Consider the following 17,969-nt stretch of genomic DNA (forward strand, 5'->3'; position numbering starts at 1 on the left):
TTACATGTTTAACCAGAAGAAGTTACACAACGAATGAAGATAACTATTTCAGGAACAGGTTACGTAGGTTTGTCTAACGGCATTCTGATTGCCCAGCATCACGAGGTGGTGGCGCTGGATATCGTGCAGGCCAAGGTCGATATGCTGAATCAGAAGAAATCGCCGATTGTCGATAAAGAAATTGAAGAGTATCTGGCAACGAAATCGCTGAATTTCCGCGCGACGACCGATAAGCACGATGCTTACCGTGATGCTGACTTCGTGATTATTGCCACGCCAACTGACTACGATCCGAAAACCAACTACTTCAACACTTCAAGCGTAGAATCGGTTATCCGCGACGTAACGGAAATCAACCCGAAAGCGGTGATGATTATCAAATCGACTATTCCAGTTGGTTTTACCAATTCTATTAAAGAGCAACTGGGCATCGATAATATCTTCTTCTCGCCGGAGTTCCTGCGTGAAGGCCGTGCGCTATATGACAACCTGCACCCATCCCGCATCGTCATCGGTGAGCGTTCAGAGCGTGCTGAGCGTTTTGCGGCGCTGCTGCAGGAAGGCGCCGTTAAGAAAGATATCCCAACGCTGTTTACTGATTCGACAGAAGCGGAAGCTATCAAGCTGTTCGCGAATACCTATCTGGCGCTGCGTGTGGCTTACTTTAACGAACTGGACAGCTATGCGGAAAGCCTGGGGCTGAATTCCCGTCAGATTATCGAGGGTGTATGTCTGGATCCGCGCATCGGTAATCACTATAACAACCCGTCGTTTGGTTATGGCGGCTACTGTCTGCCGAAAGACACCAAGCAGCTGCTGGCAAACTATGAGTCGGTACCGAACAACATCATCGGCGCTATCGTTGATGCTAACCGTACACGTAAAGACTTTATTGCGGATTCGATTCTGGCCCGTAAGCCGAAGGTGGTGGGGGTTTACCGGCTGATCATGAAGTCCGGCTCTGATAATTTCCGCGCGTCCTCGATTCAGGGGATTATGAAGCGTATCAAGGCGAAGGGTATTCCGGTCATTATTTATGAGCCGGTAATGCAGGAGGACGAGTTCTTTAACTCCCGCGTGGTGCGCGATCTTGATGCCTTTAAACAAGAAGCCGATGTCATTATCTCCAACCGTATGTCTGAAGAGTTAGCGGACGTGGAAGAGAAGGTTTATACGCGCGATCTGTTTGGGAATGATTAAGCGAGAGTATTAGCGCCGAACCCGGCGGTGCTGCGCTTGGCCGGGCTACGAAAGAAAAAACCCTCGTCAGAGGGTTTTTTTAGGCTTTATAAAATTCGCGATACCAGTCGACAAAGTTTTTCACGCCTTCCTTCACCGAGGTCTGCGGGCGGAAGCCCACCAGATCGTACAGCGGCTGCGTTTCCGCGCTGGTTTCCAGCACATCGCCGGCCTGCATCGGCATCATGTTTTTCTTCGCTTCAATACCCAGTGCTTCTTCCAGCGCCGTAATGTAGTCCATTAATTCCACCGGCGCGCTGTTACCAACGTTGTACACCCGGTATGGCGCTGAACTGGTTGCTGGAGAGCCGGTCTCGACGGTCCATTCGCTATTAGCTGTCGGAATGACGTCCTGCAGGCGGATAATAGCTTCTACGATGTCATCAATGTAGGTGAAGTCGCGCTTCATTTTACCGTAGTTGTAGACATCGATGCTCTTGCCTTCCAGCATTGCCCTGGTGAACTTGAACAACGCCATATCCGGGCGGCCCCAAGGACCATAGACGGTAAAGAAGCGCAGTCCGGTAGTCGGTAAGCCGTACAGGTGGGAGTACGTATGCGACATCAGTTCATTGGCTTTTTTGGTCGCGGCGTAAAGTGATACCGGGTGATCGACCGAGTCATCGGTCGAAAATGGCATTTTGCGGTTTAGACCATATACTGAACTGGAAGAAGCGTACAGCAGATGCTGAACCTTATGATGGCGGCAGCCTTCCAGAATATTCAGGTGGCCCATCATATTGGACTCGGCATAAACATGCGGATTGTCAATTGAATAGCGCACGCCAGCCTGGGCTGCAAGATGGATGACGCGTTCAATATTTTCGTTCGCAAACAGGTTTGCCATGGCTGCTCGGTCAGCCAGATCCACTTTGTGGAATCGGAAGTGCGGTGACTGTAAAAGATCGAGGCGTGCTTGCTTAAGGCTGACATCATAGTAGTCGTTAAGATTGTCGATACCCACAACCTGATGTCCCGCTTTCAATAAGCGCTCACAGACGTGAAAGCCAATAAAACCCGCAGCACCGGTAACAAGATAGATCATAATATTCCTCAATAACGCCCGCAGAGAAAGGCAATCAAACTTCTTTGCTATAGCGGGAGGGGGATCATACCCTCCAAATGAGAAAAAAGATAATCGTAATCAGTCATCACCGTTGTCACTTATTCAGATAATTCTGCCAGGATTCAGGGGGAAGAATTGGTGGCAACAGTGTGACGGTTTGGTAAAATAAAGGCATATATAAATTATAATTTTCATTTCTAATTTTAAGGTTTTTATGACTCAAGTGAGCAATGGCAGGCCGAGTGAGCAGCGTCATGACCCCGAACCGATCGATCTGATGGGTTTAGCCTTGGAACTCTGGCGGGGGAAAACGACAATCATTGCCAGCGTGGGGATTGTTCTTATACTGGCTGTGGCCTATCTGTTTGTGGCTAAGGAGAAGTGGGTCTCTACTGCCATTCTGGCAGAGCCTGATACTACGCAAGTAGACTTGTATTACAATGCGCTAAATCTGACTGGTTCTGAAAAGAAACAGACTGATAAAACAGACATTGCAACAGCAAGTGTTGTTGATGTGGGCATACTTTACAATGCCGCGTTATCAACGCTGTCAAATACGTTAGATAATCAGAACGGGGCTGAAAAGTTAACCATTGGGCAGGTGAACAAAGGCTATGACTTTCCCATGCAGGTGAAGTATGTATCAGGTAACGCAAAAGAGGCTCAGCAAAAGTTAACCCAATTTCTGGAGCAGGTTAATAGCAGTGTTGCTACAGAACTGTATACCGCTTTAAAAGGCAGTATTGACCAGCGGATCGTCATGCTGGAATCGTCTTTGAAGAATCAGACGTCAGTTGCGGAAGAGCAGCGTACAGAACGACTAAATCAGATCAAAGAAGCGTTAAAGTATGCCGAAGCGGCAAACATCACCAAACCTCAGGTGCAGCAGGCTCAATACGTAACCCAGGACACTATGTTCCTGTTGGGTAGTGATGGTCTGAAGGCAATGATTCAAAATGAGTCTACCCGCCCGCTGGGCTATTCTGATAAATATTATTTGACCAAAAATAATCTATTAGACCTTCAACACCTGAATATCGATCCGAAAATGTTCCGCACAATGCGCTACGTCCTGAAACCGGATCTTCCTGTTCACCGCGATAGTCCTAAACGCGCGATCGTGCTGGTACTGGCGGTGCTTCTTGGTGGCATGATTGGGGCTGGTATTGTACTAGGGCGTAAAGCAGTAGCTGATTACCACAGCCGTAATTAATGATGTGTAGCAGGTAATAAGAAGGGCCCATTGCACAAAGTGCAGTGGGCCTTTTTTGTTACTGATGCCGGTCGCGCAAGTTATCGATAACGGTCGTCAAATCCAGTTCCTGATCCTGCAGCAGCACCAGCAGGTGATACATCAAGTCAGAAGCTTCGTTCTTCAGCTCAAACTTATCGTGCACCGTAGCGGCCAGCGCGGTCTCCACGCCTTCTTCACCTACTTTCTGCGCGATGCGCTTGGTGCCGCTGGCGTACAGCTTGGCGGTGTAGGAGCTTGCTGGGTCGGCGGTTTTTCGCTCGGCCAGCAGCTGCTCAAGCTGATACAGGAACAGCCATTTATGGCTGGTCTCGCCAAAGCAGCTTGAGGTGCCTTTATGGCAGGTTGGGCCGATTGGGTTCACCAGAATCAGCAGCGTGTCATTATCACAATCGGGCGCGATGCTGACCACGTTCAGGAAGTGGCCGGAGGTTTCGCCTTTGGTCCACAGACGCTGTTTGGTGCGCGAGAAAAAGGTGACTTTGCCCGTTTCCTGCGTTTTGGCCAGCGCTTCCTGGTTCATATAGCCCAGCATTAACACTTCGCCGGATACCGCGTGTTGGATAACGGCGGGCATCAGTCCGTCGGTTTTTTCCCAGTCCAGTTGTTCAGTTAACATACCCGTATCTCCACGCCCTGTGCTGCCAGGTACGCTTTTAGTTCACCAATATTAATGATTTGCTTGTGGAACACCGACGCGGCCAGCGCACCGTCGACGTTAGCGTCGCGGAAGGCTTCCAGGAAGTGCTCCATGGTGCCTGCGCCACCAGAGGCGATCAGCGGTACATGGCAGACATCGCGCACTTTTTTCAGTTGTGCCAGGTCGTAGCCGTTACGTACGCCGTCCTGGTTCATCATGTTTAACACGATTTCGCCTGCGCCACGTTTTTGCACTTCCTGCACCCAGTCCAGCGTCTCCCATTGGGTAACGCGAGTGCGGCTTTCGTCGCCGGTATATTGATTGACGTGGTATTTGTCGGTGTCGGCATCAAACCAGGTATCAATACCCACCACAATACACTGCACGCCAAAGCGATCCGCCAGGCGAGTAATCAGCTCCGGGTCGGCCAGCGCCGGGGAGTTGATGGAAATTTTGTCCGCACCGAAGGAGAGAATGCGTGCGGCATCGTCGATGGACTTGATGCCACCGGCAACGCAGAACGGAATATCAATCACTTCGGCAACGCGGGAAACCCAGCTCTTATCGACTACGCGGCCATCGCTTGAAGCGGTGATATCGTAGAACACCAGCTCGTCTGCGCCTTCGTCAGCGTAGCGTTTTGCCAGCGGCACGATATCGCCGATGATTTCGTGGTTGCGGAACTGCACGCCTTTAACGACCTGACCATCACGCACATCAAGACAAGGGATTATCCGTTTTGCCAGCATTGGATGGCCTCCGTTACGTTGAATTTACCTTCCAGCAGCGCACGTCCGACAATCACGCCGCGCACGCCGGTGCCGCGTAGAGCGGCGATATCGTTGAGGTCGCCAATGCCGCCGGAAGACTGGAATGCGACCTGCGGATAGCGGGCGCAGACCTCTTCATACAGCGAGACGTTAGAGCCTGCCAGCGTGCCGTCGCGGGAGATATCGGTGCACAGTACATGCTGCAGGCCAACCGGCAGATAGGTTTCAACCAGCTCTTCCAGCGTAACGCCGGAATTTTCCTGCCAACCGCTGACCGCCACCTGTTTAGTGCCGTTTTCATCAATGCGCACGTCCAGTGCCAGCACCAGATGCTCGGCGCCAAAACGTTTAAACCAGCCTTTGACCACTTCCGGCGATTTTACCGCCGTCGAACCCACCACCACGCGAGCGACACCTGCGTCGAGCAGGGCGGCAACGTCTTCTTCAGTACGTACGCCACCGCCAACCTGAACCGGCACCTTTACGCCAGCAACCAGCGTTTTCAGCAAAGGGATCTGCCGCTGGGCCGGGTCTTTCGCGCCGGTTAAATCGACCAGGTGCAGCACTTCCGCGCCCTGCGCCGCATAGTCCTGCAGACGCGGCAGCGGGTCGTTGCCGTAGTCGCGCTGCTGACCGTAATCTCCCTGATGGAGCCGCACGACGGTGCCGTTAATCAAATCTAAAGCAGGAATGATCATCACATCTCCAGGAAGTTTTTCAGCAGCTGCGCACCTGCGCTACCCGAGCGCTCCGGGTGGAACTGCACGCCGTAAAAATTATCTTTCTGCACGGCGGCGGTGAACGGTTCGCCGTAATTGCACTGGGCGATGGTGTACTCGTTGACCGGCATGGCGTAGCTGTGGACGAAGTAAAAGTACGCGCCGTCCTCAATGCCGCGGAACAGACGATCGCCCGCTTTCGGGTAAACGCGGTTCCAGCCCATGTGCGGCAGCGGTAGACCAAAATCGGTCATCTTCGGCACGTCCTGGTCGATGATACCGAGCAGGTCAACGCCGTTCGTCTCTTCACTGCGGCGGCCCAATAGCTGCATGCCAAGGCAGATCCCCAGTACCGGCTGGGTACAGGCCTTAATCAGCTCGACCAGCTCGCGCTCACGAATTTGATCCATGGCGGCCTGCGCCGTGCCGACGCCTGGCAGAAAAAGCTTATCCGCGCGCAGCACCACCTCTGGGTCACGGCTCACCACCGGCTCGTAGCCGTGGCGGGCAATCGCTGACTTCACCGAATTGAGGTTCGCGCAGCCGGTATCCAGGACAACCACGTTCATCACAGCACTCCTTTTGAGGAGGGAAGGGTGTTGCCGTCTACGCGAATTGCCTGGCGCAGAGTACGGCCGAAGACTTTGAACAGGCTTTCTACGCGGTGGTGATCGTTTTTGCCCTTGGTTTTCAGGTGCAGCGTGATGCCCATCGCGTAAGAGAGCGAGCGGAAGAAGTGCTCGATCATCTCGGTGCTGAGGTCGCCTACGCGCTGGTAGGTGAACTCGGCTTTATATTCCAGGTGCGGGCGGCCGGAGATATCCAGCGCGCAGCGCGCCAGGCATTCATCCATCGGCAGCACAAAGCCGAAACGGTTGATGCCACGCTTGTCACCGAGCGCGGCCTTCAGCGCTTCGCCGAGCGCCAGACCGGTATCTTCTACGGTGTGGTGATCGTCGATATACAGGTCGCCCTTCACGGTGATGTTCATGCGGAAACCGCCGTGGGTGGCAATCTGATCCAGCATGTGGTCGAAGAAGCCGACGCCGGTGTTGATTTTGCTGCCGCCTTCACGGTCGAGCCACACTTCCACGTCAATCTGCGTTTCGCGGGTGTTACGCTCGATGTGCGCGTAGCGGTCGCGGCGGGTCAACTGTTCGCCGATCATCGCCCAGTTCAGCGTGTCGCGGTGATAGCGCAGGCCGGTAATGCCCATGTTTGTCGCCAGCTCAAGGTCGGTGGCGCGGTCGCCAATCACGTAGCTGTTGGCAGTGTCCATCACTTCATTCGCCAGCCAGGCGGTGACCAGCTGGGTTTTCGGCTTGCGGCACTCACAGTTGTCGGCCGGCAGGTGCGGGCAGATTAGCACATCGTCAAAAACCACGCCCTGAGAGGTGAAGATCTGCATCATCAGGTTGTGCGGGCCGTCGAAATCTGCCTGCGGGAAGCTATCGGTGCCCAGCCCATCCTGGTTAGTGACCATCACCAGCTTGTAGCCTGCTTTTTGCAGCTGCAGCAGGACCGGAATAGCATTGGGCTCGAAGGCCAACTTATCAAACCGGTCTACCTGATAGTCACTCGGTGGTTCAGAAATCAGGGTGCCGTCGCGATCGATAAAGAGAAACTTCTGGGTCATACGGTCTCCGCTTTCAAAGCGTCAATCACGCGCTGGCTCTCAGCACGAGTGCCGATAGTGATGCGCAAACAGCCGCTTAAAGAAGGTTGTTTATTTTGGTCTCGTAAGATAATGCCCTGATCCCACAAAGATTTAAATACGCTACTTGAGGCTTTGATGCGGGCCAGTACGTAGTTGGTCTCGGAATCAAAAACCTGTTCAACGCAGTCGATGGTGCGCAGCGCCTCCACCAGATACTCGCGCTCGCTTAAAATCTGCGCCACGCGCTCGCGCATCGCTGCAATTCCCTGCGCGCTAAGTGCCTGGGCGGCGATATCGGCAACCGGGGTCGACAGTGGATACGGAGCAATCACCTTCATTAATAAGGCAATCACTTCCTCGTTGGCGAGCGTGAAACCGCAGCGTAGCCCAGCCAGAGCAAACGCTTTGGAGAGGGTGCGCAGAATGACCAGGTGCGGGTACTCTGCCAGCCATCCTGCCAGCGTCGCCTGCGGGCAGAACTCAATATAGGCTTCATCGGCAACGACCAGCGCTTTATCGCGGGTCATCTCCAGCAGGGTGCGGAAGTCCTGCGGGTTAATAATCTGCCCGGTCGGGTTGTTCGGGCTACAGACGTAGACCACTTTCACATTGGTCAGGCTGTCGGCAATGGCCGGCAGGTCGAGCTGCCAGTCGGCTTTAGCGGGCACCGTACGGCACTCTACGCCGATAGTTTCGGCGCTGACGCTGTACATGCCGTAGGTCGGCGGACAGAAGAGCACCGCATCGCGGCCCGGCTCACAGAAGGCGCGCACCAGCAGTTCGATACCTTCGTCCGCACCGCGGCTGACCAGCACCTGCGTTGGCTTCACGCCCGCATAGGCAGCGTAGTTTTCAATCACCGCTTTAGGCTGACACTCCGGGTAGCGGTTCAGGGTCTGCTGGCTCAGCTCGAAAGGCACCGCCGTTGGGTATTCATTGGCGTTTAGCCAGACGTCACCTTTGCCGCCAAGGCGGCGGGCCGACTGATACGGGGTCAGGGCGCGAACGTTGTCGCGGGCTAACTGTTCAATGCTCATGCTTGCTCCTTCAGGGCGTTTACGCGCAGGGTGACGGCATTTTTGTGGGCGGTCAGCAGCTCGGCGGCGGCCAGCGTTTCAATCGTCGCGGCGAGAGCGCTAAAGCCTTCGCGGGACAGTTCCTGTACGGTCATCCGTTTCTGGAAATCGGCCAGTCCCAGGCTGGAACAGGTCGAGGTGTAACCGTAGGTCGGCAGCACGTGGTTGGTTCCGGAGGCGTAGTCGCCAGCGGACTCTGGCGACCAGTCGCCGAGGAAGACGGAACCGGCGCTGGTGATGTCGTCAACCAGCTCACGAGCGTTGCGGGTCTGAATAATTAAGTGTTCCGGACCGTAGGCGTTGGAGATAGCCACGCACTGCGCCAGATCTTTTGCCACGATAAGGCGACTGGCGGAAAGCGCCTGACGTGCAGTGTCGGCACGGGAAAGTTCGGCAAGCTGGCGTTCTACGGCCTCGGCGACGCCTTCGGCAATCTTCGCATCCGGGGTGAGAAGGATAACCTGGGAATCCGGACCGTGTTCTGCCTGAGACAGCAGATCAGAGGCAATAAAGTCTGGCGTGGCGCCGCTGTCGGCGATCACCAGCACTTCAGACGGACCGGCTGGCATATCAATCGCCGCGCCGTCGAGACGCTGGCTGACCTGACGCTTCGCCTCGGTCACGTAGGCGTTGCCTGGCCCGAAGATTTTATCAACCTTCGGAATGGATTCGGTGCCTAGCGCCAGTGCGGCAATCGCCTGCGCGCCGCCGACCTTATAGACGTTTTCTACGCCGCAAAGCTGCGCGGCATACAGGATCTCATCGGCAATCGGCGGTGGTGAACAGAGCACCACTTTTTTGCAGCCAGCAATGCGAGCCGGGGTGGCCAGCATTAATACAGTCGAGAACAACGGCGCGGAGCCGCCTGGAATATAAAGGCCAACCGAGGCGATAGGGCGGGTAACCTGCTGGCAGCGCACGCCTGGTTGGGTTTCGATATCCACAGGCGGCAGGATCTGCGCCGTGTGGAAGGTATCGATATTGCGAACCGCCGCCTGCATTGCCTGCTTGAGTTCATCACTCAGGCGGCTGCTAGCCTGTTGAATTTCTTCTGCGGTGACTTTCAGCGCACCGACCTCGGTTTTATCGAACTTTGCGCTGTATTCACGCAGGGCGCTGTCGCCGTTGGCTTTAACGTTTTCCAGAATCTCGGCCACCGTGCGGGTAATGCTATCGGAGGCAGAGATGGCCGGGCGCATTAGCAGCGCTTGCTGTTGTTCGGGGCTACAGCTGTTCCAGTCAATCAGGGTATTGAAGCTCATGGCGATTACTCCATCATCTTCTCAATCGGCAGCACCAGAATAGAGCTGGCACCCAGGGACTTCAGTTTTTCCATGGTTTCCCAGAACAGGGTTTCGCTGCTCACCATGTGCATCGCGACGCGCTGCTGATCGCCTGCCAGCGGCAGAATAGTTGGGCGTTCAGCACCTGGCAGCAGGGCGATTACTTCATCCAGACGCTCGGTTGGCGCGTGCATCATGATGTATTTCGATTCGCGGGCCTGAATCACGCCCTGAATACGGGTTAGCAGGCGGTCGATCAGCTGCTGTTTCGCTTCGCTCATCTCGCCGTCGCGCTGAATCAGGCAGGCTTTAGAGCGGAACATCACTTCCACTTCACGCAGACCGTTGGCTTCCAGGGTTGCGCCGGTAGAGACCAGGTCGCAAATGGCGTCGGCAAGGCCAGCGCGCGGAGCAACTTCGACAGAACCGTTCAGCAGGCAGGATTTAAAGCTGATGCCTTTCTGGTCGAGGTAACGCTTCAACAGGTGCGGGTAAGAGGTGGCGATACGTTTGCCGTCGAGGGCGCCCGGGCCGTTCCACGCTTCATCCGCCGGGGTGGCGAGAGACAGTCGGCAGCCGCCGAAGTCCAGGCGACGCAGGGTAAAGTAGCGCGGGTCTTCGCCCTGTGCGCGGCGGCTTAACAGCTCTTCTTCCAGCACGTTTTCACCGATGATGCCGAGGTCAACGACGCCGTCCATAATCAGGCCAGGGATATCGTCATCACGCACGCGCAGGATGTCGATTGGCATGTTCTCCGCCATCGCAATCAGGCGTTGAGTGTGGAGATTGATTTTGATGCCACAACGGGCCAGTAATTCGCGTGAATCATCGCTCAGGCGACCTGATTTCTGCATAGCTATGCGTAAACGGCTGTTATCTAACATTCTCTATTCCTCATTACCCTGCTGAATTTGGTTCAAAAAAAAGCCCCCGGAAGATATCTTCCGGGGGCTCTCTTGCGTTCATGCACCACTGGAAGATCTGAATGTCTCCCAGCACACATCGCCTGAAAGACTAGTCAGGGTGATGGTGATGATGGTGGTGTTTAAATTGAACGCGGCTCATAAATTTCTCGTTGAATGACTATTCACTTGATGTCTTTTAACCTAAACCACTTTTGTCATTGAACGCAAGCGCTTTTTACATTCATTAAATCAATTCATGTAGCGACTATAAATTGTCAGTTTTATCGTGGTGGCGTAGCCTTATAAAGGTAGTGCGGCAAGAACCAGGAGATAGCGCAATGAAGAAAGTGGCAATCGTCGGTTTAGGGTGGCTGGGTATGCCGCTAGCGCTGTCGTTGATGGCGCGTGGCTGGCAGGTGACCGGCAGTAAAACGACTGAGGACGGCGTGGAAGCAGCACGGATGTGCGGGATTGATAGCTATCCGTTGCGGCTCGACCCACAGTTGGTATGCGAGGCCGATGACCTCGATGCCTTAATGAACGTTGATGCGCTGGTGATTACCTTACCGGCGCGTCGTAGCGGCCCGGGGGAAGATTTTTACCATCAGGCGGTGCAGGAGATCGTAGACTCGGCGCTGGCTCACCATATCCCGCGCATTATCTTTACCAGTTCGACCTCGGTATACGGTAATGAAGAAGGTACGGTCAAAGAGAGTACGCCTCGTGACCCGGTGACCGCCAGCGGCAGGGTGCTGAAAGAGCTGGAGGACTGGCTGCATCAATTGCCGGGAACCTCGGTTGATATTCTGCGTCTGGCCGGGCTGGTAGGGCCGGAGCGTCATCCCGGCCGTTTCTTTGCCGGAAAATCGGCACCGGACGGGCAGCAGGGGGTAAACCTGGTGCATCTGGAAGATGTGATTGCGGCTATTACGTTGCTGTTGCAGGCACCAAAAGGCGGTCATATATACAATATCTGTGCGCCACAGCATCCTGCACGCGGCGTTTTTTATCCGCAGATGGCACGTGAGCTTGGACTGGCGGTACCCGTATTTAGCGACAGCGGTAAAGGGCAGGGGAAAATTATTGACGGTAGTTGTATCTGTCGCGAATTAGGCTTTGAATATCAATTCCCTGACCCATTGAGAATGCCTCTGGAGTAGCGTTTCATTGACATTTGGCGATGACGTAACCGCTGTCGCCAAATCATTTAACATATAAATAGAAACACATTTTGCATGGTTATTGGTTATGGTAGCCAATTGCGTTTTAGCAAAAAGTGCTATAAAAGTTAGCGCCGCTTTAGAGATTGCTTGTTAATCAGCCGGTTGGATGAGAAGTCGCATTATTACTTCTCTCGCTGGCTTGTATTTTTACATTCGTTTGGTGCAAAATATGTCGAATGTAAAAAATGAGACTAACCGACGTGATTGCCACGTCGGTTATTTTTTTACATCAAAACAACCATCCAATAAAAGAGGCCGGGCTTCGTACCGGATAGATATTTACTTAAAAAACGACAGTTGTTGTCGCTGAGGAAACAGAAAAAAAATGGGGCAATTTTTCTTTTTTGCACCGGCAGTCGCCGCACAGGAGACTCACCGTGTCAAATAACGTTACTCCAAACACCTCTCGCGTGGAATTGCGTAAAACGCTTACGCTGATTCCGGTTGTCATGATGGGCCTGGCCTATATGCAGCCAATGACGCTGTTCGATACGTTCGGTATCGTATCTGGCCTTACCGACGGTCACGTTGCAACGGCGTATGCCTTTGCGCTGATCGCGATTCTTTTTACAGCGCTAAGCTACGGTAAACTGGTTCGCCGGTTCCCGTCTGCTGGCTCTGCATACACCTATGCCCAGAAATCCATTAGCCCGGTCGTTGGCTTTATGGTTGGCTGGTCATCGCTGCTGGACTACCTGTTCATGCCGATGATCAATATTCTGTTGGCTAAAATTTACTTTGAAGCGCTGATGCCTTCTGTACCATCGTGGATCTTTGTTGTCGCGCTGGTGGCCTTTATGACCATCTCTAACCTGCGCAGCATCAAAGCCGTGGCGAACTTCAACACGCTGATTGTGGTTCTGCAGATGGGTATCGTGGCGGTCATCGTTGGCCTTATCATTTACGGTGTGATGCACGGTGAAGGCGCAGGTACGCTGACCAGCACCCGTCCGTTCTGGTCTGAAGGTGCGCATGTGGTGCCGATGATTACCGGCGCAACCATCCTGTGCTTCTCGTTCCTGGGCTTCGACGGCATCTCTTCACTGTCTGAAGAGACCAAAGATGCAGAACGTGTGATCCCGAAAGCAATTTTCCTGACCGCGCTGATTGGCGGGATGATCTTTATCGGTGCATCTTACTTCCTGCAGCTGTACTTCCCGGATATCTCCCGCTTCAAGGACCCGGACGCGTCTCAGCCTGAAATCATGCTGTACGTTGCGGGTAAAACCTTCCAGTGGGGCGTGCTGATTTTCTCCAGCGTGACCGTTCTGGCATCGGGTATGGCGGCACATGCAGGCGTATCACGTCTGATGTACGTGATGGGTCGTGACGGCGTGTTCCCGAACAGCTTCTTCGGCTATGTGCATCCGAAATGGCGTACCCCAGCGTTTAACGTACTGCTGGTTGGTGCAATTGCACTGCTGGCGATTAAGTTCGACCTGGTGACCGCAACGGCGCTGATCAACTTCGGCGCACTGGTGGCATTCACCTTCGTTAACCTCTCCGTGATTTCGCAGTTCTGGATCCGTGAGAAGCGTAACAAGACGCTGAAAGACCACTTCCAGTACCTGGTACTGCCAGTGTGCGGCGCGCTGACCGTTGGCGCACTGTGGATTAACCTGGAACAGAGCTCAATGATTCTGGGCCTGATTTGGGGCTCCATCGGTCTGCTGTACCTGGCGTGTGTGACCAAGCGTTTCCGCAACCCGGTTCCGCAGTACGAAGACGTCGCGTAAACCGCGAGCGTGAAATAATGAAACCGGAGGCCATGTGCCTCCGGTTTTTTTTGGTCTGAGTAAAACAGAATTAATAACCTTCAGGAATAATATAGAGCTTTTGGTTATTGGAGCCGAAAGGCGGGCTCAGGAATAATTTTACGACTGATAATATTGGGTTAATTAATTCTTATGTTGCACATGATAATAAGCGGAATAGTCTGCGGCGCACTGCTGGGGTTCGTCATGCAGCGCGGTCGCTTCTGCCTGACGGGCGGCTTCCGCGATATGTATATCACTAAAAATAACCGCATGTTCTACGCGCTGCTCATTGCTATCTGCATTCAAAGCGTAGGCGTTTTTGCGCTGATCCAGCTCGGTCTGGTGCAGTACGACGCTGGCGCGTTTCCGTGGCTGGGGACGGTTGTGGGTGGCTTTGTCTTTGGGATCGGTATTGTCTATGCCGGTGGCTGCGCTACCGGGACATGGTATCGTGCTGGGGAAGGGCTTATCGGCAGCTGGATTGCGCTGGTGACCTACATGGTGATGAGTGCGGTGATGCGTTCTCCCCATGCCGCTGGCCTGAATAAATTCCTCGGTGAACATACCACGGCGCATAACGGTATTGCGGAAACCCTCAATATCTCTGTCTGGCCGATTATCGCGCTGCTGGTGGTGGTGACGCTGTGGTTTGTGCGCAAAGAGCTGCGTAAACCAAAGTTGAAAGTGGCCTCATTGCCGCCGCGCCGCAGCGGCCTGGCGCATTTGCTGTTTGAAAAACGTTGGCATCCCTTTTTCACCGCGGTGCTGATTGGCCTGATTGCATTACTGGCGTGGCCGATGAGTGAAGCGACCGGCCGTATGTTCGGTCTGGGTATCACATCACCTACCGCCAATATTCTGCAGTTCCTGGTCGGCGGCGACAGCAAGTATCTGAACTGGGGTGTGTTCCTGGTGCTGGGTATTTTCATCGGTTCCTTTATCGCCGCGAAAGCCAGCCGCGAGTTCCGTGTGCGTGCCGCTGATGCGAGTACCACGCTGCGCAGCGCCGGTGGCGGCGTGCTGATGGGCTTTGGCGCCAGCATTGCCGGCGGTTGTTCGATTGGTAATGGTCTGGTCATGACCGCGATGATGACCTGGCAGGGCTGGATTGGCCTGGTATTTATGATCCTTGGCGTGTGGTGCGCGTCCTGGGTGTTGTATGTTCGCCCGCAGCGGAAAGCCAAACTGAAAACCGCGACGGCATAAGGAGTTAAAGATGGTTGTGAAGAAACTGGATGTGGTTACCCAGGTGTGCCCGTTCCCATTAATTGAAGCCAAAGCGGCGATGGCTGAACTGGCAAACGGCGACCAGTTGGTGATTGAGTTTGACTGTACCCAGGCGACGGAAGCGATTCCACAGTGGGCGGCAGAAGAGGGCTATACGGTCACGGATTACCAGCAGTCCGGTGATGCGGCCTGGACCATCACGGTACAGAAGTAAATACGTCGCCCGGTTGGGCGACTATTGCTGAATGAAGGGTAGGCCTGATAAGCGAAGCGCCATCAGGTCATTTGGCGCAGATTGCCGGATGGCGGCGTTGCCTTATCCGGCCTACAAATTAAACAATCTCCTGCGCGTACTGATACAGCGCTTTCAGCAGCGACAGCTTTTCCGCATTCCCTTCATACTGCCCGTAGAGCATTTCGAGCTCCTGCGCATAGGCCTGTAAAAACTCTGGCGTAAAGATCTGCCGACGGTGCTCTAACCAGCGCTGCTGCTCGCTTTCATCCAGCGTGCCGGGGAAATTGCGCGCCCGGTAGTTAAACAGCAGTTTCTCAATTCGCTTATCGGCGAAGGTGATATCCAGTGCCGGAAGATTGCGTGGCTCGGTCTCGAGTACGATTTTCATTGCCGTTCTGTCGGCATCGCTGAAGAAGCCGTTATAGAGTTGGGCATCGACGTTTTCTGACGGCACAAACGGCTCGGCTTCGGCAAAAATGGCTACCGCTTTCTCGCGAACCTGCGGGTTCTCACGCAGCTTTTTCAGATTATCCAGACAGTGCTGGCGGTTGATTCCCAGACGGTCGGCATCTTCCGGGCGCAGGGTGTTGGCCTGGGCCAGCACCGGACATTTGTTCAGGTGCACCAGCTTGATAGGGATCGGGGAATTATCGCCAAGATCGGCTTTGGCGGTATAGAGACGCTCGCGCAGCGTATCCGCATCCAGATCCAGCAATGGACTGATCTCGCCGGCAAGATCCACCATGATCACCGCGTTGCGGTTATCTGGATGCCACGCCAACGGCGCTACCCAACTGGTGTTGCCGCGCCAGGCGCCGAACATGCCGGAGACATGCACCAGCGGTTTCATCTGTGGCACGTCAATCAGGGTCATCAGCTTGTTTTTGCCGCGATAGGCGTAGAGATAATCAAACAGCTTCGGCTGCTGTGTTTTCACCAGTTTTGCCATCGCGATAGTCGCGTAAACGTCGGCCATCGCATCGTGGGCGTTGCTGTGTTCAATGCCGTTGGCTTTGGTTAAATGCTCAAGACGGAAGCTTGGCAGGCCGTCGTCGTTCTCCGGCCAGTTGATGCCTTCCGGGCGCAGGGCGTAGCAGGCGCGCATCACGTCCAGCAGATCCCAACGCGAGTTGCGGTTCTGCCAGCTCCAGGCGTACGGGTCATAGAAGTTGCGATAGAAGATATTACGCGTCACCTCATCGTCGAAGCGGACGTTGTTATAGCCCACCACGCAGGTATCCGGCACGGTGAAGATATCGTGGATACGCTTAGCAAACGCCGCTTCGTTATCGCCTTTGGCCCGCGCCTCCTGTGGCGTAATGCCGGTAATTAACACCGCTTCAGGCTGCGGCAGATAATCCTCCGCGGGCTTGCAGTAAAAAACCTCAGGCTCACCGATTATCGTGAAATCCTTATCGGTACGAATGGCGGCGAATTGCGCAGGGCGATCGAGGGAAGGGCTGGTTCCAAAAGTTTCGTAGTCGTGAAACAGGAATCCCGGCGCGCTTGAAGTCTCTTGCATGGCGTTAACAGTGTCCGTCTATGGCATTTGAGGTTCATGGTAAACGATTTGGCGGTGCATCAGAAGGGCGTTAACCGAATCTGGAAGAGGGCGCGCAGGGTATTTTTTCGTGTCCAGATAGATACATGTCATATTTTCTTGCAATTTAAGCCTGTCACAAAGCACGAACTTCCGTAAAAAGGACGACGAATTTGTGAATGTTGAGGATTTACCGTTGAAAGCCCGTTTTCTTATTGCCGTTTCTTTGCTCGCTTCGAGCGTTTCTTGTGCCTTTGCTGGCGAATCCGCGATTCCTTCCGTTACCCCGCCACCGATTAAAGCCGGTGCCTGGGTGTTAATGGACTACACCACCGGGCAGATCCTGACCGCCGGTAATGAGCACCAACAGCGTAACCCAGCGAGCCTGACCAAGCTGATGACCGGCTATGTGGTTGACCGTGCTATCGATAGCCACCGCATAACGGCAGACGATATGGTGACCGTGGGTCGCGATGCCTGGGCGGCAGGTAACCCGGTGTTTGATGGTTCTTCACTGATGTTTCTCAAGGCGGGCGATCGCCTGAGCGTCCGCGATCTGAGCCGCGGCCTGATTGTCGACTCCGGCAACGATGCCTGCGTGGCGCTGGCGGATTATGTGGCGGGTGGTCAACCACAGTTCGTGAAAATGATGAACGACTACGTGCAGAAACTGAACCTGCGCGATACCCATTTTGAAACCGTTCACGGCCTGGACGCACCGGGCCAGCATAGCTCGGCCTACGATCTGGCGGTGCTCTCCCGCGCGATTATTCACGGCGAGCCAGACTTCTATCACATGTACAGCGAAAAGAGCCTGACGTGGAACGGTATCACCCAGCAGAACCGTAACGGCCTGCTGTGGGAAAAATCGATGCACATCGACGGCCTGAAAACCGGCCACACTTCCGGGGCGGGATTTAACCTGATCGCATCATCGGTAGACGGCCAGCGTCGTCTGATTGCCGTGGTGATGGGGGCCGATAGCCCGAAAGGGCGCGAAGATCAGGCGCGTACGCTGTTGCATTGGGGCCAGCAAAACTTCGATACCGTGCAGATCCTGCAAAACGGTAAGAAAGTCGGCTCCGAGCGTATCTGGTACGGCGATAAAGAGAATATCGCGCTGGGTACCGACCAGGATTTCTGGCTGGCGCTGCCAAAGGCGGAAGTGCCAAATATTAAAGCAAAATATGTGCTGGATACTAAAGAGCTGGATGCCCCGATTGCCGCACACCAGCGCGTCGGAGAAATCCAACTGCTCGACCGCGATAAGGTTGTCGCGCAGTGGCCGCTGGTGACGCTGGAAAGCGTTGGCAAAGGTGGGCTGTTCTCACGCATGAGTGATTATCTGCACCATAAAGCCTGACCCGGTGTCGTGTAGCC

General features: G+C 54.4%; 18 protein-coding genes and 1 other annotated feature. Of the genes, 7 read left to right on the forward strand and 11 right to left on the reverse strand.

The genetic code is table 11. The features are described from left to right. Nucleotides 1-33 precede the first annotated feature (33 nt). A complete protein-coding gene (ugd, locus tag V6940_RS01720; protein ID WP_333494609.1) occupies nucleotides 34-1,200 on the forward strand; it encodes a UDP-glucose 6-dehydrogenase in 1,167 nt (388 codons plus the stop codon). Between the two features lie 79 nt (nucleotides 1,201-1,279). On the opposite strand, the gene V6940_RS01725 is transcribed toward ugd, so the two are convergent. Then, nucleotides 1,280-2,284, reverse strand: coding sequence for an NAD-dependent epimerase (locus V6940_RS01725; protein ID WP_333494610.1), 1,005 nt, complete (start codon nucleotides 2,282-2,284; stop codon nucleotides 1,280-1,282). A gap of 235 nt (nucleotides 2,285-2,519) precedes the next feature. Between V6940_RS01725 and wzzB the strand changes: the two genes are divergently transcribed. After that, nucleotides 2,520-3,518 (forward strand): LPS O-antigen chain length determinant protein WzzB, encoded by a 999-nt coding sequence (wzzB, locus tag V6940_RS01730; RefSeq protein ID WP_333494611.1) that lies wholly within the window; start codon nucleotides 2,520-2,522, stop codon nucleotides 3,516-3,518. Between the two features lie 58 nt (nucleotides 3,519-3,576). Here wzzB and hisIE read toward each other — a convergent pair whose 3' ends face one another. From hisIE to hisL, 9 genes are all read right to left on the reverse strand, one after another. Beyond that, nucleotides 3,577-4,176, reverse strand: a complete 600-nt coding sequence (gene hisIE, locus V6940_RS01735) for a bifunctional phosphoribosyl-AMP cyclohydrolase/phosphoribosyl-ATP diphosphatase HisIE (RefSeq protein WP_333494612.1) — start codon at nucleotides 4,174-4,176, stop codon at nucleotides 3,577-3,579. Beyond that, nucleotides 4,170-4,946 (reverse strand): imidazole glycerol phosphate synthase subunit HisF, encoded by a 777-nt coding sequence (gene hisF, locus V6940_RS01740; protein WP_333494613.1) that lies wholly within the window; start codon nucleotides 4,944-4,946, stop codon nucleotides 4,170-4,172. The genes hisIE and hisF overlap by 7 nt, the downstream gene beginning before the upstream one ends. After that, the gene (gene hisA / locus V6940_RS01745) at nucleotides 4,928-5,665 is read right to left on the reverse strand and encodes a 1-(5-phosphoribosyl)-5-[(5-phosphoribosylamino)methylideneamino]imidazole-4-carboxamide isomerase (protein ID WP_315406168.1); all 738 of its coding nucleotides are present in this window, start codon (nucleotides 5,663-5,665) and stop codon (nucleotides 4,928-4,930) included. Before hisA ends, hisF begins: the two co-directional genes overlap by 19 nt. After that, a complete protein-coding gene (gene hisH / locus V6940_RS01750) occupies nucleotides 5,665-6,255 on the reverse strand; it encodes an imidazole glycerol phosphate synthase subunit HisH (protein WP_333009768.1) in 591 nt (196 codons plus the stop codon). The genes hisA and hisH overlap by 1 nt, the downstream gene beginning before the upstream one ends. After that, nucleotides 6,255-7,322, reverse strand: coding sequence for a bifunctional histidinol-phosphatase/imidazoleglycerol-phosphate dehydratase HisB (hisB, locus tag V6940_RS01755; RefSeq protein WP_333494614.1), 1,068 nt, complete (start codon nucleotides 7,320-7,322; stop codon nucleotides 6,255-6,257). The genes hisH and hisB overlap by 1 nt, the downstream gene beginning before the upstream one ends. After that, nucleotides 7,319-8,380, reverse strand: a complete 1,062-nt coding sequence (hisC, locus tag V6940_RS01760; RefSeq protein ID WP_333494615.1) for a histidinol-phosphate transaminase — start codon at nucleotides 8,378-8,380, stop codon at nucleotides 7,319-7,321. The genes hisB and hisC overlap by 4 nt, the downstream gene beginning before the upstream one ends. Further along, a complete protein-coding gene (gene hisD, locus V6940_RS01765) occupies nucleotides 8,377-9,681 on the reverse strand; it encodes a histidinol dehydrogenase (protein WP_333494616.1) in 1,305 nt (434 codons plus the stop codon). The genes hisC and hisD overlap by 4 nt, the downstream gene beginning before the upstream one ends. Nucleotides 9,682-9,686: 5 nt before the next feature. After that, nucleotides 9,687-10,586 (reverse strand): ATP phosphoribosyltransferase, encoded by a 900-nt coding sequence (gene hisG, locus V6940_RS01770; RefSeq protein WP_333494617.1) that lies wholly within the window; start codon nucleotides 10,584-10,586, stop codon nucleotides 9,687-9,689. A 34-nt stretch (nucleotides 10,587-10,620) separates the two neighbouring features. Next, nucleotides 10,621-10,741 (reverse strand) — a sequence feature (His leader region). Further along, nucleotides 10,717-10,767: a his operon leader peptide gene (hisL, locus tag V6940_RS01775; protein WP_071594744.1), complete on the reverse strand. Its 51-nt coding sequence runs from the start codon at nucleotides 10,765-10,767 to the stop codon at nucleotides 10,717-10,719. Its footprint overlaps the feature before it by 25 nt. A 178-nt stretch (nucleotides 10,768-10,945) precedes the next feature. Between hisL and V6940_RS01780 the strand changes: the two genes are divergently transcribed. The 4 genes from V6940_RS01780 to tsuB all read left to right on the forward strand — a co-directional run bounded on the left by V6940_RS01780 (nucleotide 10,946) and on the right by tsuB (nucleotide 15,028). Continuing rightward, nucleotides 10,946-11,767 (forward strand): SDR family oxidoreductase, encoded by an 822-nt coding sequence (locus V6940_RS01780; protein ID WP_333494618.1) that lies wholly within the window; start codon nucleotides 10,946-10,948, stop codon nucleotides 11,765-11,767. A 440-nt stretch (nucleotides 11,768-12,207) separates the two neighbouring features. Further along, nucleotides 12,208-13,566, forward strand: coding sequence for an APC family permease (locus V6940_RS01785; RefSeq protein ID WP_035894859.1), 1,359 nt, complete (start codon nucleotides 12,208-12,210; stop codon nucleotides 13,564-13,566). 171 nt (nucleotides 13,567-13,737) lie between these two features. Then, a complete protein-coding gene (tsuA, locus tag V6940_RS01790; protein WP_333494619.1) occupies nucleotides 13,738-14,793 on the forward strand; it encodes a thiosulfate utilization transporter TsuA/YeeE in 1,056 nt (351 codons plus the stop codon). A 10-nt stretch (nucleotides 14,794-14,803) separates the two neighbouring features. Further along, nucleotides 14,804-15,028 (forward strand): thiosulfate utilization sulfurtransferase TsuB/YeeD, encoded by a 225-nt coding sequence (tsuB, locus tag V6940_RS01795; protein ID WP_035894857.1) that lies wholly within the window; start codon nucleotides 14,804-14,806, stop codon nucleotides 15,026-15,028. A 118-nt stretch (nucleotides 15,029-15,146) separates the two neighbouring features. Here tsuB and sbcB read toward each other — a convergent pair whose 3' ends face one another. Next, nucleotides 15,147-16,571, reverse strand: coding sequence for an exodeoxyribonuclease I (gene sbcB, locus V6940_RS01800; RefSeq protein WP_333494620.1), 1,425 nt, complete (start codon nucleotides 16,569-16,571; stop codon nucleotides 15,147-15,149). Nucleotides 16,572-16,785: 214 nt separating this feature from the next. Here sbcB and dacD point away from each other — a divergent pair, with 214 nt between their 5' ends. Continuing rightward, nucleotides 16,786-17,952 (forward strand): serine-type D-Ala-D-Ala carboxypeptidase DacD, encoded by a 1,167-nt coding sequence (gene dacD / locus V6940_RS01805; protein ID WP_333494621.1) that lies wholly within the window; start codon nucleotides 16,786-16,788, stop codon nucleotides 17,950-17,952. Nucleotides 17,953-17,969: the final 17 nt, after the last annotated feature.

Origin of the sequence: Kluyvera sp. CHPC 1.251, from assembly GCF_036759945.1 — a bacterium.
GTDB classification, from domain to species: Bacteria; Pseudomonadota; Gammaproteobacteria; order Enterobacterales; family Enterobacteriaceae; genus Kluyvera; species Kluyvera sichuanensis.

Excerpts from the sequence above, each read along its gene's own strand:
- ugd (WP_333494609.1), top strand. The coding sequence starts at position 34 with ATGAAGATAACTATTTCAGGAACAGGTTACGTAGGTTTGTCTAACGGC.
- V6940_RS01725 (WP_333494610.1), bottom strand. The coding sequence starts at position 2,284 with ATGATCTATCTTGTTACCGGTGCTGCGGGTTTTATTGGCTTTCACGTC.
- wzzB (WP_333494611.1), top strand. The coding sequence starts at position 2,520 with ATGACTCAAGTGAGCAATGGCAGGCCGAGTGAGCAGCGTCATGACCCC.
- hisIE (WP_333494612.1), bottom strand. The coding sequence starts at position 4,176 with ATGTTAACTGAACAACTGGACTGGGAAAAAACCGACGGACTGATGCCC.
- hisF (WP_333494613.1), bottom strand. The coding sequence starts at position 4,946 with ATGCTGGCAAAACGGATAATCCCTTGTCTTGATGTGCGTGATGGTCAG.
- hisA (WP_315406168.1), bottom strand. The coding sequence starts at position 5,665 with ATGATCATTCCTGCTTTAGATTTGATTAACGGCACCGTCGTGCGGCTC.
- hisH (WP_333009768.1), bottom strand. The coding sequence starts at position 6,255 with ATGAACGTGGTTGTCCTGGATACCGGCTGCGCGAACCTCAATTCGGTG.
- hisB (WP_333494614.1), bottom strand. The coding sequence starts at position 7,322 with ATGACCCAGAAGTTTCTCTTTATCGATCGCGACGGCACCCTGATTTCT.
- hisC (WP_333494615.1), bottom strand. The coding sequence starts at position 8,380 with ATGAGCATTGAACAGTTAGCCCGCGACAACGTTCGCGCCCTGACCCCG.
- hisD (WP_333494616.1), bottom strand. The coding sequence starts at position 9,681 with ATGAGCTTCAATACCCTGATTGACTGGAACAGCTGTAGCCCCGAACAA.
- hisG (WP_333494617.1), bottom strand. The coding sequence starts at position 10,586 with ATGTTAGATAACAGCCGTTTACGCATAGCTATGCAGAAATCAGGTCGC.
- V6940_RS01780 (WP_333494618.1), top strand. The coding sequence starts at position 10,946 with ATGAAGAAAGTGGCAATCGTCGGTTTAGGGTGGCTGGGTATGCCGCTA.
- tsuA (WP_333494619.1), top strand. The coding sequence starts at position 13,738 with ATGTTGCACATGATAATAAGCGGAATAGTCTGCGGCGCACTGCTGGGG.
- tsuB (WP_035894857.1), top strand. The coding sequence starts at position 14,804 with ATGGTTGTGAAGAAACTGGATGTGGTTACCCAGGTGTGCCCGTTCCCA.
- sbcB (WP_333494620.1), bottom strand. The coding sequence starts at position 16,571 with ATGCAAGAGACTTCAAGCGCGCCGGGATTCCTGTTTCACGACTACGAA.